The organism is Actinoplanes philippinensis (assembly GCF_900113015.1).
Classification (GTDB): Bacteria; Actinomycetota; Actinomycetes; order Mycobacteriales; family Micromonosporaceae; genus Actinoplanes; species Actinoplanes philippinensis.
This window is the reverse complement of sequence record NZ_FONV01000002.1, coordinates 324,129-344,420: the sequence shown is the minus strand read 5'-3', so window position 1 is coordinate 344,420 and position 20,292 is coordinate 324,129. Positions and strand designations below refer to the sequence as shown.

The 20,292-nt window shown below is 73.2% G+C and carries 14 protein-coding genes; 8 read left to right on the top strand and 6 right to left on the bottom strand.

Annotated features, from left to right (window positions below; genetic code table 11):
• Positions 1-87: 87 nt before the first annotated feature.
• Positions 88-513: an uL11 family ribosomal protein gene (locus tag BM290_RS05090; protein ID WP_093610489.1), complete on the top strand. Its 426-nt coding sequence runs from the start codon at positions 88-90 to the stop codon at positions 511-513.
• Between the two features lie 33 nt (positions 514-546).
• On the opposite strand, the gene BM290_RS05085 is transcribed toward BM290_RS05090, so the two are convergent.
• Positions 547-1,170 carry an ATP-dependent Clp protease proteolytic subunit gene (locus BM290_RS05085; protein ID WP_093611209.1) on the bottom strand — a complete coding sequence of 208 codons (624 nt, stop codon included), beginning with the start codon at positions 1,168-1,170 and terminating at the stop codon, positions 547-549.
• A gap of 87 nt (positions 1,171-1,257) precedes the next feature.
• Between BM290_RS05085 and BM290_RS05080 the strand changes: the two genes are divergently transcribed.
• The 4 genes from BM290_RS05080 to BM290_RS05065 are packed head-to-tail and all read left to right on the top strand — an operon-like array spanning position 1,258 to position 9,082.
• A complete protein-coding gene (locus BM290_RS05080) occupies positions 1,258-1,992 on the top strand; it encodes a GntR family transcriptional regulator (RefSeq protein ID WP_093610487.1) in 735 nt (244 codons plus the stop codon).
• 13 nt (positions 1,993-2,005) lie between these two features.
• Positions 2,006-6,820 (top strand): sensor histidine kinase, encoded by a 4,815-nt coding sequence (locus BM290_RS05075; RefSeq protein ID WP_093610485.1) that lies wholly within the window; start codon positions 2,006-2,008, stop codon positions 6,818-6,820.
• A 10-nt stretch (positions 6,821-6,830) separates the two neighbouring features.
• Complete coding sequence (locus BM290_RS05070; RefSeq protein ID WP_093611207.1) at positions 6,831-8,351, top strand: NCS1 family nucleobase:cation symporter-1; 1,521 nt, start codon at positions 6,831-6,833, stop codon at positions 8,349-8,351.
• Positions 8,351-9,082 carry an aspartate/glutamate racemase family protein gene (locus BM290_RS05065; RefSeq protein WP_093610483.1) on the top strand — a complete coding sequence of 244 codons (732 nt, stop codon included), beginning with the start codon at positions 8,351-8,353 and terminating at the stop codon, positions 9,080-9,082. Before BM290_RS05070 ends, BM290_RS05065 begins: the two co-directional genes overlap by 1 nt.
• Before the next feature lie 50 nt (positions 9,083-9,132).
• Here the strand turns inward: BM290_RS05065 and BM290_RS05060 are convergent, their stop codons facing one another.
• Positions 9,133-10,647 (bottom strand): FG-GAP-like repeat-containing protein, encoded by a 1,515-nt coding sequence (locus BM290_RS05060; RefSeq protein WP_093610481.1) that lies wholly within the window; start codon positions 10,645-10,647, stop codon positions 9,133-9,135.
• A 175-nt stretch (positions 10,648-10,822) separates the two neighbouring features.
• Between BM290_RS05060 and BM290_RS05055 the strand changes: the two genes are divergently transcribed.
• The 3 genes from BM290_RS05055 (at position 10,823) to BM290_RS05045 (ending at position 12,912) form a co-directional block, all read left to right on the top strand.
• Positions 10,823-11,332 carry a SigE family RNA polymerase sigma factor gene (locus BM290_RS05055; RefSeq protein ID WP_093610479.1) on the top strand — a complete coding sequence of 170 codons (510 nt, stop codon included), beginning with the start codon at positions 10,823-10,825 and terminating at the stop codon, positions 11,330-11,332.
• Positions 11,333-11,347: 15 nt separating this feature from the next.
• Complete coding sequence (locus BM290_RS05050) at positions 11,348-12,010, top strand: hypothetical protein (RefSeq protein WP_093610477.1); 663 nt, start codon at positions 11,348-11,350, stop codon at positions 12,008-12,010.
• 152 nt (positions 12,011-12,162) lie between these two features.
• The gene (locus BM290_RS05045; RefSeq protein ID WP_177319582.1) at positions 12,163-12,912 is read left to right on the top strand and encodes a MerR family transcriptional regulator; all 750 of its coding nucleotides are present in this window, start codon (positions 12,163-12,165) and stop codon (positions 12,910-12,912) included.
• Here BM290_RS05045 and BM290_RS50555 read toward each other — a convergent pair whose 3' ends face one another.
• From BM290_RS50555 to BM290_RS05025, 4 genes are all read right to left on the bottom strand, one after another.
• Positions 12,913-15,735 carry an ATP-binding cassette domain-containing protein gene (locus BM290_RS50555; protein WP_093610473.1) on the bottom strand — a complete coding sequence of 941 codons (2,823 nt, stop codon included), beginning with the start codon at positions 15,733-15,735 and terminating at the stop codon, positions 12,913-12,915. It abuts the gene before it with no gap.
• Positions 15,736-15,832: 97 nt separating this feature from the next.
• A complete protein-coding gene (locus BM290_RS05035; protein ID WP_203779165.1) occupies positions 15,833-18,007 on the bottom strand; it encodes an NHLP family bacteriocin export ABC transporter peptidase/permease/ATPase subunit in 2,175 nt (724 codons plus the stop codon).
• Positions 18,004-18,813, bottom strand: a complete 810-nt coding sequence (locus BM290_RS05030; protein WP_093610471.1) for an HlyD family efflux transporter periplasmic adaptor subunit — start codon at positions 18,811-18,813, stop codon at positions 18,004-18,006. Before BM290_RS05030 ends, BM290_RS05035 begins: the two co-directional genes overlap by 4 nt.
• On the bottom strand, positions 18,810-20,276 hold the full coding sequence (locus BM290_RS05025) for a SagB family peptide dehydrogenase (RefSeq protein ID WP_143133623.1): 1,467 nt from the start codon (positions 20,274-20,276) through the stop codon (positions 18,810-18,812). Before BM290_RS05025 ends, BM290_RS05030 begins: the two co-directional genes overlap by 4 nt.
• Between the last annotated feature and the right edge of the window lie 16 nt (positions 20,277-20,292).

Below are 20,292 nucleotides of genomic sequence, written 5' to 3'. Positions count from 1 at the left end.
TAGTAAGGTCTCGGGGTTGTCGTGTGTCGTTGATGCTGGCGAGCTGCGTTGTCTCGGCCCGCAGCTCACCCTAAGGAGCCTTACCCAATGCCTCCCAAGAAGAAGACCCATGAGGTAACCCTCGCGCTTGAGGCGGGTAACGCCGCGATGGTCGACCTCGGTAAGATGCTCGGCCCGACCGGCGCCAACATGCGTGCCGTCAAGGTCGAGTATGACGAGGCCACCGCGAAGAACCGGGGCGAGATCATCCCGGTCATCGTCTCGGTGTATGAGGACCGCAGCCACACGCTGGCCTACAAGACGCCGCCGACCAGCTTCCTCATCCGGAAGACCCTGGGCATCCAGTCCGGCGCCGCCAACCCGCTCACCACGACCGTCGGCACCCTGAGTGCCCAGCAGGTCAAGGAGATCGCGGAGCGCAAGCTGGTGGACCTCAACGCGAACGACCTCGAGGCCGCGATCAAGATCGTGTCCGGCACCGCCCGTTCCATGGGTGTCAAGGTCGCTTCCTGAGTTCCCGAGTTTCTGAAGGACGGGCCCCGGTTCCTACCGGGGCCCGTTCTTTTTCGGAGCCACCACCTCGTGGATCAGGCCGTAGTCGAGCGCCTCGGCCGCGCTGAGGCTGCGGCCGGCGGACAGATCGTTCTCGATCCGGCTGCGCGGCTTGCCGGTGATCTCGGCCAGCCGGACCAGCACCTCCTCCAGCTCCCGCAGGTGCTGCCCGGCGGCGGCCGCGACCTCGTCGGCGGTCCCGGTCACCCCGGCGGCGCGCGGTTCGGCGAGTTTGAAACGCGCATGACGGTACGCCGCCCGCTGATCCGCCGCCGCCAGCACGGCCAGTGCCGCCCCGCCCGCCTCCGCCGTGACCAGGGCGTGCACCGGCGCGGCCAGCGCGTCGAGCACGTCGACGACGGAGAGCGCGGCGCTCAGATCCCCGCCCGGACTGGACACGTGCAGGTGGACCACCTCGGGCCCGGCCGAGTCGAGGGTGAGCAGCGCCGCTGCGATCCCGGTCGCCGTCTCAGCGCTCAGATGCCCGCGGAGCATCACGATCCGCTGGTCGAAGAGCCGCTCCTCGAGCCAGCCGGGCAGCCCGGGGCCGGCCGGGGGCAGGTGTGGCGGCGGCGGCCACTCGGGACGGTGATGCGGCTGGTGTGGATACAGGGGCATCGTCACCTCCGGTGTGCACGGCCTGACGCCAGCCTATCCACGGCGTCACGAAACGTGCCGATAACCGGGGGCGGCTAACGTCTGTCCATGTCCGGACCGCGGCGCCGATCGGCCCTGCTCGCCCGGCTCGCCGACCGGGAGGCGGGCAGCGTGCGCAGCGCGATCGTGGACGAGCTGCGGACGATCATCCTGTATGGCGAGGTCCCGCCCGGCTCGGCGATCCCGGTCGACGCGGTGGCCGCCGCGTTCGGGGTGAGCCGGATCCCGGTGCGTGAGGCGCTGATGACCCTGATCGGTGAGGGCCTGGTCGACCACCGGACCAACGGCGGCTACCGGGTGGCGATGATGACGGCCCGCGAGTTCGGCGAGATCTACCTGGTCCGGGAGGCGCTGGAGTCGGCGGCGCTGCGGGTGGCGGTGGCCGGCGCGACCGGCGAGGACGACCGGCTGGCCCGTGCCGCGCTGCGGGCCCTGGACGCGGCGATCGAGGCCGACGACAGCGGGGCCGCCTACCACCGGGAGAGCCGGCGGTTCCATCTGGCGCTGATCGTGCCGTGCCGGATGCGCCGCCTGCTGCACATGCTGGAGTCGGCGTGGAACATGACCGAGCCGCTGCGGCCGATGTCACACCTGACCGCCGGCGACCGGGAGTTGCTGCACTCCGACCACGCCGGGATGCTCGCCGCTTTCCTGCGGCGGGACGCCGAGGCGCTGGCCCACGTCTGTGCTCGCCATCACCATCGGTTGCAGGGGTTCATCGCAGCACTGCCCCGGCACATCGGGCTGTTTGCGGAAGAGACACCACCCAGGCCCCAGACATGAGAAAAATCGGTTTGTGGGCGAGGTGGTGCTCTATCGCAGCGAACGGACACAGGTCCTTCGCCGGAGTCCGGCCGACCGCCACGGCGCCCTGATCCGGAAACGCGCCACCGGACCCGGCGCGGTCCGGCGCATCCGGCACGAACAGGAGGTCCTGGGGAGGCTCGCCGGGATCCCGGGCGTTCCTCGGCTGGCCGGCACTCAGTCGCGCCAGACGCTGATCCTGGAGGACGACGGAGGGGCGCCGCCGGATCGGGGGCGTCTGGCCGTACCCCTGCTGCTCGATCTTGCCGTTGATCTTGCCGGGACGCTGAGCGCCGTGCACCGCGCCGGGGTCGTCCATCGCGACGTCACCCCGGCCAACCTGGTGCTGGCCGGGCGGCCGGTGCTGATCGACTTCGACCTCGCGCTGCCCGGGGCGCCGGAGGCGGACGACGACGACGGTCCGGTCGGCACGCTCGGCTATCTGGCGCCGGAGCAGACCGGCCGGATCGGGCCGGCGGTGGACTCGCGCGCCGACCTGTACGGACTGGGCGCCACCCTGTACGCGCTGGCCACCGGTGAGCCGCCGTTCACCGGTGACGACCCCCTGGAGCTGGTCCGGGACACGCTGGTCCGGCCGCCCGAGCCGGTGACGCGGCGGTGTCCCGGACTGCCGCCCCGGTTCGGCGAGATCATCATGCGGCTGCTGGAGAAGGACCCGGAACGCCGATATCAGAGCGCCGACGGGCTCGCCTACGACCTGGAGCGCTGCCGGACCGGCCCGGACGACGGGTGGGAGCTGGGCGAACGGGATTTCCCGGCCTTCCTCGCGCCGCCCGCCGAGCTGATCGGCCGGGAACGGGAGCTCGGCACGCTGACCGCCGCGCTCGACCGGGCGATGCTCGGCGAGACACCGGCGGTGCTGGTCAGCGGGCCGCCCGGGATCGGCAAGACCGCGCTGGTCCGGAGTCTGCGGCCGGCCGTGTCGGCGCGGGGCGGCTGGTTCGCCGACGGGCGGTTCGACCAGTTCCGGACCGGCACCGACACCGGCGGCATCACCCGGGCGCTGCGGGTGCTGACCCGGCTGCTGCTCGCCGCGCCGGAACCGGAGGTGGCCGACGCGGGGCGGCGGATCCGGGCCGCGCTCGGCGCCAACGTGGCCGTGGCCTGCGCGGCCGTGCCCGAGCTGGCCGACCTGCTCGGCGCCGGGTGCGGCCCGCCCGTCGGCGACCCGGTGACGGCCCGTGCCCGGGTCAGCGCCACCGCTGTCGCGCTGGTGCGGGCGCTCGCCGCGCGGCACCGGATCGTGTTCGTCCTCGACGACCTGCAGTGGGCGAGCGGCGGGTCGATGCAGGTCCTGGACGCGATCATGACGAGCGGGCCGATTCCGGGACTGCTGCTGGTGGTCACCTACCGGGACGGTCATCCGCCGGTGCGGGCGTCGGTCGACAGGTGGCGGCACGACGGCGTGGCCGACCCGGAGATCCGGCTCGGCGGCCTCGGCCCGGCCGCGACGACGGCGCTGGTCGCGGCGGTGCTGCGGATGCCGGCGGCGGACGCGACCGGGCTGAGCGCCCTGATCCGGCAGGGCAGCCAGGGCAGTCCCTACGCGACGATCGAGCTGCTCAACGCGCTGCGGGCGGACGGCCTGCTGCGATCGGCGGCCGGCGGCTGGCAGTGGGACACCGCGGAGGTACGGGCGTTCGTCTCCTCCCACCAGCTGTCCCAGCTGCCCGCCCGCCGCCTCGCGCAACAGGCCGCCGGGTGCCGCCGCCGGTACGCCGCCCTGGCCTGCCTCGGTGGCGAGATCAGCGTCGGGGCGCTGGCCGCCGCGACCGGCACCCCCGCGGACGAGCTGGACCGGCACGTGCGACGGGCCGTCGAGGACGGATTCGTGCTGCGGGCCGGGGACACCGTCCGGTTCCGGTACGACCTGGTGCTCCAGGCCGCCCGGGAATGCCTGCCCGACGCCGAGCGGCAGCAGCTGCAACTGGTCATGGCCCGCCGTCTGGCCACCGCCTTCCCGCAGGCGGCTGCCGAGCAGTACCTCGGCGCCGCGGCGTTGGTGGAGAGCCCGCAGGAGCGGCGGGAGGCGGCCGCCCTGCTGCACGCCGCGGCCCGCCGGACCATCCGGCTCACCAACTATCCGGTCGCCGTCGACCTGCTCGACGCGGCGGACCGGCTGCTCGACGGGGTCGGCGACGACTCCTCCCGCAACGCGGTGGCCGTGGACCGGCACCTCACCTACTACTGCCTCGGCCGGCTCGACGACGCCGGCCACGTCTACCGCGACCTGGCCGCACGATCACCCGACCTGGTCACCCTGACCGAGGCCACCGCGATCCAGATCAACGTCATGTCACAGCGCAACGAGATCCCCGCGGCGTACGGCCTGGGCCTGGACGTGCTGCGCCGGTGCGGCATCGTGCCCCCGGACGACCCCGAGCCGGCCGTCCGGCGGGAGGTCGCCGAGCTGCGGGACGGCCTCGGTGACCTGGAGCGGGCGGCCGAGACCACCGACCCGCTCGTGCTGGCGACCGGCCGGCTGATCAACCGGCTGCTCGTGCCCGCCTACCAGCTCGGGCCGATCGAGCACGCGTGGATGCTGCTCCAGGCGTACCGGCTGTGGCGCCGGGAAGGCGTGTGCGCGCCCGTGATCGGCGCGGCCGGGGCGCTGATCTGCGCGACCATCTCCCTCTTCGACGACTACCGCACCGGATACCGGATGAGCCGGCACGTCGTCGCCGCCGGCCGGGAGCACGGCTGGCCGGCCGAGACGGCGATCGCCCGCTACATGCACCTGTTCCTGGCCGCGCACTGGTTCGAGCCGCTGGAGGACATCGTCGAGGCCGGGCAGCAGACCCGCGACGACCTGGTCGCCGCCGGGGACGTGCAGGTGGCGGGACTGCTCAGCGTCCGGCTCGCCGCGGTGGTGCTGGAGACGGCCGACTCGCTGGACACCGTGGCCGAGGAGGTCGCCGCGGGTCTGGCCACCGCCGAGCGCACCGGCAACCGGATCGCCGTGTTCAGCCTCACCACCTTCCGGGATCTGGTACGGGCGGCGCGCGGCCAGGAGCCCCTCGAAGCCCTGCCGGTCCCCGGCTATCCGCCGGCGCTCGCCAGTCACCACGTCAGCCACGGGCTGCTGGCGCTCTTCGAACAGGACGACGCGGCCCTGGACCGCCACGCGGCCGCCGCCATGGAGCACTGCGAGGCGATCCGCGGCTTCTACTCGTCCGCCCTGGCCCGGGTGCTGCGCTGCCTGAGCCTCGCCACACGGCTGCGCAACGGCGACACCGGGGCCGCCGCGGAGCTGACCCTCGTCCGGGACTGGCTGGCCCGCCGCGCCGCCGACTCGCCCCGCAACTTCCGGCCGCTGCTGCACCTGGCCGACGCCGAACGGGCCTGGGCCCGGGACGACCCGGACACCGCGGCCCGGCACTTCGACGCCGGCCTGCACGAGGTCGCCGGGCGGCCGTGGCACCGGGCCGTGCTCGCCGAACGGGCCGCCCGCTTCCACCTGGAACGCGGGCTCACCCACACCGCGCACCGGCTGCTGGCCGAGGCCCGGGACACCTACCGCGACTGGGGCGCGACCGCCGCGGTGGGCCGGCTGGAGTCCCGCCACCCGTTCCTGCGGGCCACCGAGCCCGGCGGGCCCGGCAGCGGGGGCGCCGGCGCCGACCGGATCGACCTGACAGCCATCCTGCGGGCCGCGCGGGCGCTCAACTCGGCGACCTCGCTGGCCGGGCTGGAGGAGCAGGTCGGCGACGTGCTCAGCGCGATGACCGGGGCCACCCACGTGCGGCTGGCCGGGGCGGCCGGCGACCCGTTCGGGTCGGCGCTGCGCTACGTGCGGCGGACCCACCGGCCCCTGCTCGTGGCCGACGCCTGCGCGGACGACCGGTTCGCGCGGGACCCGTACCTCGCCCGGCGGGAGGTCTGCGCGCTGCTCGCCGTACCGGTCCCCAGCCGTGACAGCGACGGCGCCGTGCTGATCCTGGAGAACCACCGGCAGGCCGGCGTCTTCTCCACCGGCCGTCTGGAAGCGGTCCGCCTGATCGCCGGCCAGCTCGCCGTGGCTCTGGACAACGCGCTGCTCTACGACTCGCTGGAGGACACCGTCCGGGCTCGCACCGCCGACCTGGAGGCGGCCAACCGGCTCAAGGCCGACCTGATCGGCATGCTCGGCCACGAGATCAACAACCCGCTCGCGACGATCCTCGGCCACCTCGACCTGGCCCTCGACGAGGACGACCTGCCCGGACCGGCCCGCGACACCCTCAGCCGCGTCCACCGCACCACCCAGCGGCTCGCGAGCATCGTCCAGGAGGTCCTCGACCTGGTCAGCCTCGACGCCGGGCGGCTCACCGCCACGCCCGCGCCGGTCCCGCTCGCCGACCACATCGAGGCCGCGCTGACCGCGACCGCCACCGAACGGGTGCCGGTGTCCTGCCCGCGGGACCTGGTCGCGATGGTGCAGCCGAGCCACCTCGACCAGATCCTCACCAACCTGATCAGCAACGCCGCGAAGTACGGCGGCGGCGCCACCGAGGTCGTCGCCCGGCCCGGCGAGCCGGCCGTCACCATCGAGGTCCGCGACCGTGGGCCGGGCGTCCCGCCGGAGTTCCGGGGACGGCTCTTCGACCGGTTCGCCCGGGCCTCGTCGACCGCGGGCAAGGTCAGCGGCACCGGGCTGGGCCTCTACATCGTCCGGGAGCTGGCCCGCGCCAACCACGGCGACGTCGACTACCGCCCGGGCGAGCACGGCGGCTCGACCTTCATCGTCCGGCTGCCACCGCGCAAGATATACAGTTCCGCACATCCGGGGGAAACAGCGGGTTCCTAGCGTGACGGGCATGGCCGACACCATCCCCAGCAAACACCACGAGGACCTGGTCGAAGCCGCCGGCATGCCGGTCGGCAGCGGCGTCGTCAAATCGGATTACGACCCCCGGCTCACCAACAAGGATCTGGCGCCCCTACGGGAACAGCGGTGGGGCGCCTACAACATCTTCGCGTTCTGGATGTCCGACGTGCACAGCGTCGGCGGGTACGTCACGGCGGGCAGCCTGTTCGCGCTGGGGCTGTCCAGCTGGCAGGTGCTGATCTCGCTGGTCGTGGGCATCACGATCGTCTACTTCTTCTGCAATCTGGTGGCCAAGCCGTCGCAGGTGACGGGCGTGCCCTACCCGGTGATCAACCGGGTGGCGTTCGGGGTGCTCGGGGCGAACGTGCCGGCGATCATCCGCGGCTCGATCGCTGTCGCGTGGTACGGCATCCAGACGTACCTGGCCTCGGCCGCCCTGGACGTCGTGCTGCTGAAACTGTGGCCGGCACTGATGCCGTACGCCGATGTGGACCAGTACGGGTTCCTCGGCCTGCCACTGCTCGGCTGGTGCACGTACGCGCTGCTCTGGGTCCTGCAGGCGGCCGTCTTCTGGACCGGCATGGAGACCATCCGGAAGTTCATCGACTTCTGCGGCCCGGCCGTCTACGTGGTCATGTTCGTGCTCGCCGGCTACCTGATCGCCGACGCCGGCTGGGGCGCCATCGACCTCAACCTCGGCGAGGTCACGGTCACCGGCGTCGACGCGATCCCGGTGATGCTCGGCGCGATCGCCCTGGTCGTGTCGTACTTCTCCGGCCCGATGCTCAACTTCGGCGACTTCTCCCGCTACGGGAGATCCTTCACCGCGGTCAAGACCGGCAACTTCCTCGGCCTGCCGGTGAACTTCCTGATGTTCAGCATCCTGACCGTCGTCACCGCGAGCCTTACCGTGCCGGTGTTCGGAGAGCTGATCACCGATCCGGTGGCCACCGTGGCGCGGATCGACAGCACGTTCGCGATCGTGCTGGGCGCGCTCACCTTCACCATCGCCACGATCGGCATCAACATCGTCGCCAACTTCATCTCGCCGGCGTTCGACTTCTCCAACGTCAGCCCGCAGCGGATCTCCTGGCGCGCCGGCGGGATGATCGCCGCGGTCGGGTCGGTGCTGCTCACCCCGTGGAATCTCTACAACAACCCGGAGGTCATCCACTACACGCTGGAGACGCTGGGCGCCTTCATCGGCCCGCTCTTCGGGGTGCTGATCGCCGACTACTACCTGGTGCGCCGGCAGCGGGTGGACGTGGACGCGATGTTCACCATGTCGCCGAACGGCCGCTACTACTACAAACGCGGTTACCACCCGCCGGCGATCATCGCCACCGCGGTCGGCGCGGTCATCGCGGTGATCCCGGTGCTCGGCCAGATGACCGATGTCGCTCAGTACAGCTGGTTCATCGGCTGCGGCCTCGGCTTCCTGGTCTACCTCGGGCTCGTGCGCCGCTCCCCGGTGACGTCGCCGGCCACCCCGGTCAAGATCAGTTCCTGATGCGCATCCGGGTCATCAATCCCAACACCACGGCGTCGATGACCACGCTGATCGAGGCGAGCGCCCGGGCCGTCGCCGGCCCGGGCACCGTCGTCGAGGCGGTCACCCCGGCGATGGGCCCGGTCTCCATCGAGAGCCACTACGACGAGGCCCTTGCCGTGCCCGGCCTGCTCGCCGAGGTCATCGCGGGCGAGCGGGACGGCGTCGACGGGTACGTCATCGCCTGCTTCGGCGACCCCGGCCTCGACGCGGCGCGGGAGGTCGCAGCCGGTCCGGTGGTCGGCATAGCGGAGGCGGCGATGCATGCGGCGATGCTGGCCGGTCGCGGTTTCAGCGTCGTGACAACCCTCGGGCGTACGGCCGGACGCGCACACGATCTGGCGCAGCGCTACGTCGCGGCCGGAGGCTGCCGGGGTGTGCACGCCTGCGAGATCCCGGTGCTGGAGCTGGAGTCGGACCCGACGGTCCTGCCCCGGGTGGTCGATCTGGCCCGCGCCGCCCTGGAGTCGGACGGCTCGGACGTGATCGTGCTCGGCTGCGCCGGCATGGCAGCCCTCTGCGCCGACGTGTCGAAGCAGGTCGGCGTACCGGTCATCGACGGTGTGACCGCCGCGACGCTGCTGGTCCAGTCCCTGGTCACGCTGGGCGTGCACACCTCGAAGCGGGACGAGTACGCGCGTCCGGAGCCGAAGCGGTACACCGGCACGCTGGCGGCTTTCGGCACAACGTGAAACGGCGCCGCCACCGGCCCGGGGGCGTGGTGGCGGCGCCGGTCGTCACCTCAGGAGGCGAGCCACTTCCAGCCGGCCCAGGACCCGGACGCGCCGGACATGGTCGGCTTCTGGACGAGCTTGCCGGCGCCGTCACCCGCGTACAGCCGCAGGTTGTTCTGGCTGTCGATGACGGCGATGTCGGCCTTGCCGTCGCTGTCGAAGTCGCCACCGGTGAAGGACTGGTGGTTGACCCACGCGCCGGTGGCGCCGAACATGACCGGCTTCTGGACGAGCTTGCCGGTCCCGTCGCCCGCGTACAGCCGCATGCTGTTCTGGCTGTCGATGACGGCGATGTCGGCCTTGCCGTCGCTGTCGAAGTCGCCACCCGCGAGCGCCTTGTGGTTGACCCACGCCCCGGCAGCGCCGAACATGACCGGCTTCTGGACGAGCTTGCCGGCGCCGTCGCCCGCGTACAGCCGCATGCTGTTCTGGCTGTCGATGATCGCGATGTCGAGGAAGCTGTCGCCGTTGAAGTCGCCGGCGGTGAACGCGTGGTGGTTGGCCCACAGGCCGCCGGCCGGCCACATCAGGCCGGCGTTGGTGAGCTGACCGGTGCCGTCGCCGGTGTAGAGGCGCATGTTGTTCTGGCTGTCGATGATCGCGATGTCGTTGAAGCCGTCGCTGGTGAAGTCACCGGCGGTGAACGCGTGGCTGCCGGCCCATCGCCCGGTGCCGGGCCACATCAGGCCCTGCAGCGTGACCTTGCCGGCCCCGTCGCCGGTGTGGAGCACCATGTCGTCGGACGGGTTGATGCCCGCGATGTCGGCCTTGCCGTCGTCGTTGAAGTCCGTCCGCGGCCGCACCGCCACGGTCGCGGCGATCCAGCCGGCCGCGACGTCCAGCCGGGTCTCCACCGCGTCCCGCCGGGTGGCCGTCTCGCCGAGGCATCCGCCCTGGTACGACGCGGAGTGCACGGCGACCACCTCGACGCCGGTGGCGGTCTGCCGGATGGCCGGCCCGCCCGCGTCGCCCTTGCAGGTGGTGGGCGCGTCCGGTGTGGTGTTGGCGATCGCCAGGGTGCCCGCCTCCACGCCGGTGACCGCGACGGTGGCCTGGTGCAGCAGCCCCACCCAGGTGGAGTTGGTGCGGCCGTACCCGAGGATGGTCAGCGACTCGCCCGCGGCGACCGCGGTGGCGCCGATCCGCGGGACGGCGACGTCGGTCACCGGCACCGCGACGCGCGACAGCGCGAGGTTGAGCGTGGGGTGTGTCACCGAGCGGACGATCGTCCGGTCGTGGCCCGTCGACGTCGTCAGGTTCGCCTTGCCGATCTGGGCCTTGATCGGCCCCTCGGCGTTCGTGACGCAGTCCTTGGCCGTCAGGATCCAGTACGGCGAGACGAGCGTCCCGGTGCATCCGTGCGAGACGCCGTCGGTGAGATGCACCGCGAACCGGTGCTCGCCGTCGGCCACCGCGGAGCCGCCGGTGACGGCCGCGGACGGTGAGCCCGGAACCGTGGTGGCCGCGATCACCGCGACCAGAGCGACCGCTATCTGTGCGGACCTGCGCCTATTCAATGTCATCCCCGTTCAGTGATCGACACATTTGCTTATATGAGATCACTGCGTCGATGCGGGGCCGCGAGCGGTAGGCGGCCGGCTCCGCGGCGGGTAATCTGCCGCACCTTGGTCCGAGCCTCATGCAACCTCCGTGCGACGCCAGTCGTCAGGGAGGCGTGAGAGTGAAGGAGGGGCTCGTGTGAAGACCGAGCGTGATGAGCAATTCCATCAGTTCGTGGTCAGCCGGAGGGCCGCGCTGGTGCGTACCGCGACTCTGCTCACGGCGGGCGACGCCCATCTGGCCGAGGACCTCGTCCAGTCCACGCTGACGAAACTGTACGTCGCCTGGCCGGCGTTCCAGCGAGCCGACAACCCGGACGGGTACGTCCGGCGGACGCTGGTGAACGCGCTGACCGACGAACGGCGGCGGTGGTGGCGGCGGAGTGAACGATCGGTGGCCGAGGTTCCCGACCGGGTGGCGGCCGAACACATCACCGGTGACGTCTCGGACGGCCTGCGCGCGGCCCTCCGGGAGCTGCCACCGAAGATGCGGGCCGCTCTGGTGTTCCGCTACTTCTACGACCTCGACGTCGCCGACACCGCCGACGCCCTCGGGTGCTCCGAGGGAACGGTGAAGAGCCAGACCGCCCGGGCGCTCGACCGGCTCCGTACGGTTCTCGGCCCGAATCCCTCCCTAGCACTGCTGTGACCAGGAGAAACTGACATGACTAACCTTCAGGACGGGCTGGCGCGGATCGCCGGCCCGGCTGCTGAACCCACTCGGGAGCAGGTCGCCGCCGACCTGGCCCGCGGACAGAAGGCGCTGCGCCGGCGCCGTACCACGCAGGTTGTCGGAAGTTGTGCCTTCGCCGTGGCCGCGCTGGCCGCGGTGATCATCGCGACCACCGGGACCGGCGCGGCCCCGAAGACGCCGGAGGCACTCGACGACCGTCCGGCGACCGTCGCCCCGCAGTTCGCCGGCACCAAGCTCGTCGCCTACCAGGGCGCGCAGCCCAAGGGCTTCACCCTCGACAAGGTCCCGGACGGCTGGGAGCTGCAGGGCGCCGACGACTACGGCATCGTCATCGCCCCGAAGGGCTTCCAGGACAAGAACCCGAACAGCTTCGTCGGCAAGATCGTCGCCCAGCTCCAGGAGTTCGCGCCGAACGAGGAACTGGGGGGCAAGGAGGTGACGGTCGGCGGGAAGCCCGGCCTGCTCACCAAGATGATCGGCCAGACCGACGGCGGCGCCCTCTTCGTCAAGCTCGGCGAGGGCCGCTGGATGGTCATCCAGGTCTGGGACGGCCTGGGCTGGGGTGAGAAGGAGGTGCTGGAGTTCGCCTCCGGCATCCACGTCGACGAGAACGCCAAGATCACCCACGGCTGACCCCCGCCGTGGCGCGAAGGGGAGACCGGGACGAGGAAAGCGTCCCGGTCTCCCCGGTGAGAAAAGTACGTGCCACGCCCCGATGTGGGTAGGTGAACCCCCGCGTGACGATGGTCCCCGAGCCCAGCCAGGGCGGGAACGGGGGGAGCGCGATGACCGTCCAGCGTGTGGAAGGGCCGGCGACGGCGCAGCAGGAGTTCACCATCGAGGAGCTGAGCCGCCAGGTCGGCATGTCGCCGCGGAACATCCGGGCGCACCAGGCCCGCCGCATCCTCGCCCCACCGGTCCGGCGCGGCCGCACCGTCGTCTACCAGGAACACCACCTGCGCCGGCTGGAGACCATCCTGTCGCTGCAACGGCAGGGCTTCAACCTCACCGCGATCGAGGCGATGTTCGGGGTACGCCCCGGCCAGCCCCGCAGCGACACCCTCGGCCCGCTGATGCAGCGGCTCGCCGCGGAGTCCCCGGCCCTCGTCGACGCGCTCACCCGGCACGGCGTGGTCGCGTGGCGGGAGAACGGCGCCGTTCAGCTGGTCCGCCCACGGGCGCTGCGCGCGGCCCTGGAGCTGCACCGTTCCGGGCTCCCGGCCCGGCAGACCGTGCAGGTTCTGGTCGAGGTGCTGGACCGGATCGGCCGCCCGGTCGACGAGCTGCTGCGCGCGACCGGCGACCGGATCCTGTCGCTGCCCGGCGACCCGGCCCGGCCGCGTGCCGCCACCTGGGACGAGTGGAGCGACGCGGCCGAGCTGCTCGCGCAGGGCCTGATCGACCTGCTCACCGAGGCGTTCCGGGTGGTGGCCGAGAACCGCGGGCCGACGTCGGTGGTGGACATCGTGGGCCGCCGCTCGGGCCAGGGCACGGTGATGCTGGTGGAGACCGCCGCCGTGCTGGACCTGGGCTGATCACTCGTCCCCGGTCACCAGCTGCCGGCGGGCCAGCTGGAAGAACAGCCCGTCCTTCTGCGCCATCAGGGCTGTGAAGGTGCCCTGCTGCACGATCCGGCCCTTGTCCATCACGACGATCAGGTCGGCGTGCCGCACCGTGGACAGCCGGTGCGCGATCACCAGACGGGTGGCGCTGAGCTGCCGGGTGCTCTCGGTGACCCGCTCCTGGGTGCGGTTGTCGAGCGCGCTGGTCGCCTCGTCGAAGAAGATCATCCGCGGCCGGTGGATCAGCGCCCGGGCGATCAGGACGCGCTGCCGCTGGCCCACCGACAGGGTGCCGCCACCGTGCGGGACCATCGTCGCCACCCCCATCGGCAGGTGCGCGATGTCGTCGTCCAGGCCGGCCAGCCGGGCCGCCTCCAGGACCCGTTCCAGGCTGTACGAGGCCGCGCCGCACACGTTGTCGCGCAGCGTCCCGGCGAACAGCTGCCCGTCCTGCAGCACCACCCCGCACTGCCGGCGCACCGCCTGCAGATCCAGCTCGGCGAGATCCTGGTTGTCGTAGTAGACCGAGCCCTGTGCCGGCGACTCGAACCCGAGCAGCAGGCGCAGCAGCGTGGACTTGCCGCAGCCGCTCGGGCCGACGATCGCGACGAACGCGCCGGCCGGCACCCGCAGGGTCACGTCGTCGATCACCGCGGGCGCGTCCGGGCCGTACCCGAAGGTGACCTCCTGGAGGGTGATCTCGCCGCGCAGGTCGCCGGGGTCGGCCCGGTCCGGGGTCCGCTCCGGCACACCGGCCGTCACCACCCGCAGCTCGGCCAGGCGGGGCAGCGCGGCCAGCAGCTCGACACTGCCGGACACGATCACCAGCAGCGCGCCGACCAGCATGAGGAACGCGACGTCGAGGGCGAAGAAGTCGTCCGGGGCCAGGGTGCCGGCGAGCGGGCCGGCGAGGATCGTGAACAGCAGCAGCTGACCGGCGATCGGCAGCACCGTGGCGACCGCCCGCAACACGGCCTGCACACCGCGGACCCGGTTGAGGGTGCTCCGGGCGTACGCCGTCTGCTCGAACCACCGGGCGAACGCCCGCTGCTCGGCCCCCGCGAGTTTGATCTTCGAGATTCCGCTGATCAGCTGGTGCGCGCTCGACACCGCCCGGTGCTCGGCCGGCAACGCCCGCCGCTGCCGCACGATCACCACCCGGCCCAGCACGCCGACCAGCAGCAGCGCGGCCAGCGCCAGACCGGTCGAGGCCAGTCCGAGGGGCGGGCTCAGCACCCAGACGAGCGCCAGCATGGCGAGCGCGGTCAGCGACGAGGTGAGCAGCAGCAGGATCACCCCGGACAGCGCCTCCCGGGCGAACGTGACCCCGAGCAGCGTGTTGGCGAGCTCGCCGCTGCCGGTGTCCCGGAAGAACCGGACCGGCAGGCGCATCAGGCGATCCCAGAGGACCAGCTGCACCCCGTGCTCCACGCGGCCCTCGACCCGCAGCATCCGCAGATTCGTGGCCACGCCGACCAGCGCGGCCACCCCGCCACAGGCCACCAGCAGCAGCGCCGACCAGGTCAGGCCGGACATCGACACCCGCTCGGCGAGCGCGCCCAGCACCCGGCCGGTGACGATCGGGGCGGCCAGCGCCAGCGCCGCGACGACCACCCCGCAGCCGGCCAGCGCGGCCAGATCGGCGCCGCCGCCCGCGCCGCCCAGCCGGAACACCCCCGGAACCGACGCCTCGACCGGCAGCGGGCGCTGCACCTGCGTGGCGGTCCGGGACACCCCCGCGGCGGCGGCCCGGCCGGAGGCGAGCACCGCACCGGTCTCCGGATCGACCTCCCGGTACCGCCCGCGCCGGTGGACCAGGCACACCACCGTCGTCCCGCCGCCCTCGGCACGCCGGCCCAGCAGCGGGCCGAGATCCTGCTTCCACCAGCTCTCCGGCAGCTGCACGTCCCGCAGGTGCAGGGAGGAGCTGCGGGCCACCGCCCGGACCGCCTCGTCCAGGTCGGCCGGCTCGGCCCGGCGGCCGGCCGGCTCCACGATCGGCGGGCCGCCCGCTCCGGTGATCAGGCGCAACGCGGCCACCGCCCGCCCGAGACGCTCGCCGTCGACCGCCCGATCGGCGGTGACACGGGCGCCGACCAGACCGGACGCGATCCGGGTCGCGCGCGACACGGCCGCCCGGTTCGCCCTCTCCCGGGCGGTGAGCGACGTCAGCAGCGCCGCGTCGGCCGCCTCGCCCTGCCGTTCGACCAGGCGCAACAGGCGTACGGTCTGGTCGCGCACCGCCGTCCACAGCTCCCCGGACCGCAGCAGGTCGTCGCTGGAGCACGCCTCGACCGCGCCGCCGCGCTCCGGCCGTACCCAGTCGCGCCCGGCCAGCAGCACCGGCACGCCCTCCTCGAACGTCTCGTCCGGACCGCCGTCGTTGCGGACCAGCCGGCCGCCGGCGCCGCGGGCCCAGCACACCGCCGGAGTGCCGGTGAACACCGAGCCCGGGCCGGCCGCCTCCACCTGCCCGGCGTAGAGGGCACGCGCGTCGCGGGGCGGCTCCCGGTCGCCGCGCACCGCCCCGGCCAGCGCGGACAACGCCAGATCGACCGCCTCGGCGCCGTCCGCCGGTGCGGGCAGCCGGTCGAGACGCCCACCCGGCAGGGGTACGGCCAGCAGCCGCCACACCCCGGCCCCGGCCACGTCGGGAACCAGCCCGCCGACCGGGATCCGGGCCACGAAGTGCCGCCGCGACCGCGCGCCGCCGGCTCGCGTGCGGACCAGGAACAGGTCGCTCGGCGCGTCCACGACCAGCAGCGCGCCGTCCCCGGTGACCGTCTCGACCGTCATGCCACCCGCCCTCTCACTCGTCCCGGACCGGTCGCTTCTCCGGCGGCCCGCCCTCTCACTCGTCCCGGACCGGTCGCTTCTCCGGCGGCCCGCCCTCTCACTCGTCCCGGACCAGTCGCGCGTAGTGGCCGTCCCGCGCCACCAGCTCGTCGTGGGTGCCGCGCTCCACCTCCCGGCCGCCGTCCAGCACGACGATCAGGTCGCAGTCGCGGATCGTGGACAGCCGGTGCGCCACGATCAGGCAGGTGGCCCCGCGACGGCGCAGGTGATGGTCGATGGCCTGCTCGGTCTGCGCGTCCAGGGCGCTGGTCGCCTCGTCGAGGACCAGCAGGCGCGGGCGGCGGACCAGCGCCCGGGCGATCTCCAGGCGCTGCCGCTGCCCGCCGGAGAAGTTCCGGCCGCCCTCGTCGACCCGGGCGCCCAGACCACCCGGACGCGACAGCACGACGTCCAGCACAGCGGCGTCGGTGAGCGCGTCGACCACGTCGTCGTCCGGGATCGACGAGTCCCAGAGCGTCACGTTCTCCCGTACGGTGCCCTCGAAGAGAATCTGCTCCTGATCGACCATCGCCACGGTCGCCGCCCACAGGCCCGGGTCGATGACGTCGCGTTCCCGGCCGTCGACGGTGATCCGCCCCGACCACGGCCGGTAGAGGCCGGACACCAGCCGCCCGACCGTCGACTTGCCGCTGCCCGAGCGGCCCACCAGCGCCACCCGCGCGCCGGGCGGCAGGTCCAGGTCGAAGTCGCTGATCAGCGGCGCGGCGAGCGGGTTGTAGCCGAAGGTGAGCCCCTCGATGCGCAGGTGCCCGTCCAGCGGCTCCGGCGGATCCGTCGCGGCCGGATCGGGCGCCGGATAACGTTCCACGTCGCGCAGCCGGCTCAGGTCGGCGGACATCTCCTGCACCTGGGCGCCGACCGCGGTGAGCGCGGCGACCGGCCGGTTCATCGCCACCACCAGCGTCTGCATGCCGAGCACCACACCGATGCTGAGACTGCCGGCCAGGATCCGCGGGCCGCCCAGCCCGAGCAGGACCGCCGTGTTCAGGGTGGCCAGCAGCGCCGGCACCACCGACAGGATCGCGGTGGGCCGCCCGAGCCGCTGCTGATCGTTGGTGACCGCCGCGGCCCGCGAGCTGAACTGCTGGAAACTGTGCTGCTCGGCGCCGCCGGCCTTGACCGTCTCGATCATCTGGATGGTGGTGTGGACGGCGCTGAACAGTCTGCTGCGCTCGGCCTGCAGGCTCGCCACCGCGGTCGTGCGCAGCGCCGACACCCACCGCAGGGCCAGCACGTTCAGGCCGCACAGCAGCACCGAGACGGCGCCCAGCAGCGGGTCGTAGAGGCAGAGCAGGCCGCCGTACGCCACGACGAGCGCCACATCCACCAGGGTCAGCGTCAGCCGCCGGGTGACCACGTCGGCCACCACGTCGGTGCTGCGGAGCCGGCGGGTCAGGTCGGCGGCCTGCCGCTGGTCGAAGAACGCGGCGGGCAGGCGCATCAGCCGCCGGAACAACCGGGCCGCGGTGCTCAGCGCCATGGCGGTCTCGGCCCGTACCATCAGGCGCTCCTGCGCCAGCGCCGCGAGCAACGTCACCGCCGCCGCGCCGGTCATCGCGGCGAGCAGCCCGCCCAGCGCCCCGCTCCCGCCGAGCAGCACCTGGTCGACGAAGATCCGGACCACCGCCGGCATGGTCAGGCCGACCACCGCCATCACCAGGCCGAGCAGGATCGCCTGGACGGCCACCGCGCGCAGCCCCCGCCAGCGGGCGGCCAGCGCGGCCCAGGGCCGGAAGCGGGTCCCGCCGCGCCGGAACCGCTCCGGGTCCGGGCTCAGCGTCAGCACGATGCCGGTGTAGCCCTCGTCGAACTCCGCCCAGCTGATCGGGCGCGGGCCGGTCGCCGGGTCGTTCACCCGGACCGTGCGGCCCATCCCCTCCAGCACCAGGAAATGCTGGAACTTCCAGTAGACGATGGCCGGCAGCGGCACCGACGCGAGCTTGTCGATCTCCATCTGGAAGCCCTTGGCGGTCATCCCGTAGTGCCGGGCGCCCTTGAGCACCGTGGACGCGTTCGAGCCGTCCCGGCTCACGCCGCACCGCTCCCGCAGCTCCTCCAGCGGCACGTGCAGGCCGTGGTGGGCCAGGACGATGCCGAGCGACGCGGCCCCGCACTCGACCGCCTCCATCTGGATCAGCGTCGGCGTACGCACCCGCTTGCGGCGCGGCCGTTCCGGGGCCGCCCGGTCCAGGTCGATCACGGGCGCGCTCACCGGCCCAGCACCCAGTCGAGCGGCCGGTCCCGGCCCACCACGATCCGGCCGCCGACCTCGCTGATCGAGGTGAGCCGGAACGGCGGCGACGCCTTCGACCAGAGCAGGCCGGTCGGCGAGCGCGGGTCGGTGTGCAGCAGCACCACCACCCGGACCACGCTGCCGCCGGCCAGGAACGGCCGCACGTCCCGGCCCGAGCCGAGGAACGCCCGCAGCGAGTCCTCGGTCTCCGGGAACGCGCCGACCGTGCCGACCTCGCCCTGCAGGGTGCCGAAGACGGTGGTGGAGACAGCGGCCACGTCGACGTGCGCCGGCTGCCCCGCGGAGAGCGCCGGCGCGCTGGCGGCCGGCACGAACAGCACCGCCTGCAGCGCGTCGCCCGGGGCGTCCAGGCGCTCCAGCTCGGCGACCCGGGCCCCGCGCTCGACCACCTGGCCCTCGGCGATCAGCAGGCTCACCACGTACGCGTCCCACGGCGCCGGCACCGTGACGATCGGGCCCGAGTCGCCCTGGACGCTGTAGATCGGGGTGCCCTTGGCGACCGGCTCGTTGCGGTCCACCCACACCTTGACGACCCGGCCGGTCTCCGCGGCGTCGAAGTCCGACACCCCGTGCGGGTGGATCAGCACACCACCCGCGGTGACCTCCCGGTCCAGCGTCGCCGTCGTGGTCCACGCGCCGGTGGCCAGCACCGTCACCACCAGCGCGACGGTGAGCAGCCAGCTCGGCACGGTGGTCAGCCGGGCCACCTGGTCCAGGCTCTCCGGCTGCTCCAGGTGACGTAGCGCCTGCTTGCGGAACCTCATCGTGGCTCCCGGGGCGGCGCCGAGCCCAGCGCGAAGTCGGCGACCGCCGGCTCGGCGAGCGGGTCGACACCGGACAGCTCGGCGAACGCGGCCGAGTCGCCGGAGCCCAGCGCGCACGGCGCCAGCCCCATCGCGGTCGCCACCAGGTACATCAGCTCGGTCAGCACGCCGGAGTGCTTCAGGATCATCGGGTAGCCGATCCCCTCGTACTTCCACATCAGCCGGCCGACCCGGGCGGTGATCACCAGCAGCACCTGGGGCGGGCCGGCCATCGCGGCGGCGGCGCGGGCGTATCCGGCCATCCGTTCGGTGAGCGGCCCGGCCGGGGCCAGCAGGCGCAGCTGATGCGCGGTCCCGTCGTAGTGGTACAGCCCGGCCGGCAGCCCCGCACAGCTCAGCACCAGTGGATAGATCTCCAGCTCGTACAGCCCGCCGCCACCCGGGTACGGCCGGTGCCCCACCTCGATCCCGTCGTGCTGCCCGGCCGGACGGGTGGCCTGCACCCGGTACAGGAACTCGGCGAGCCGGTCCAGGGTGATCGGGCAGGCGTCGTCGTGGGCGCGGATCGACCGGCGGGCCCGGATCACGTCGGTCAGCGCCGGCTCGGCCGCGGCGACCGCGTCCAGATCGGGCTCCGGCAGGTCGATGGCCGGGGCGTCCGGGAAGGCGCGCCGCAGCGGCTCGGCGGGCAGCCGGTCCCGGAACCGGTAGGTCCCGCCGACCGGCAGCGCGTGCCGCCCGACCCGGGACCGGTGATGGACCTCCAGCTCGGCCGGCGACCAGAAGACGCCGGGCGCGGCCGGGGCGCCCGGCTCCTCCAGGATCCCGGCGCCGAGCAGCTCGTCGAGGACCCGGCCGGCCACCGGGGCGGACACCCCGAGCACCGCGGCCGCCCGGTCCACGTCACAGCCCTGGGCGGCGGCGGTCGCCAGCAGCCCGGCCACCCGCGGGTCGGGACAGCCGACGACGACGGCGTGTGCGGGGTTCAGCGCGGCGAGCACGTCACCGTCGGCGTCGATCCGGGCCAGGCGGGACATCCGATACCGTACGCCCGGCCGGTGCCGTGCCGGTGGCGGCAGCACCGACGCGCCCAGCCCCTGCGGGTCGATCTCCAGCAGCGGCCGGTTGCCGGCGGACAGGCGGCGGCGCAGCCAGGCGTGCGTGACCAGGCGGCGCAGCAGCACCTGGGCCCGCAGGATCCGGTTCTCGCCCTCGACCGTGGCGACCAGGTGCTGCACGGCGTCGTCGTCGAGCCATTCGTCGGCGAGCCGCAGCAGCATCGCCCGGCGGCCGAGCCCGAGCCGTTCCAGATGCAGCTGGAACCGCCCGTACCGGACGGTGATCGCGTCGCCGGCGCCGTTGCTCAGCGTGGTCCGCTCGCGGAAGCGGTACTCCTCCCGGACCGGCAGCCGGCGGATCGCGCCGGTCTCCGGTTCCGTCGGCACTGCGGTGGTCGATGGCACGGGCCCCTCCGGAACG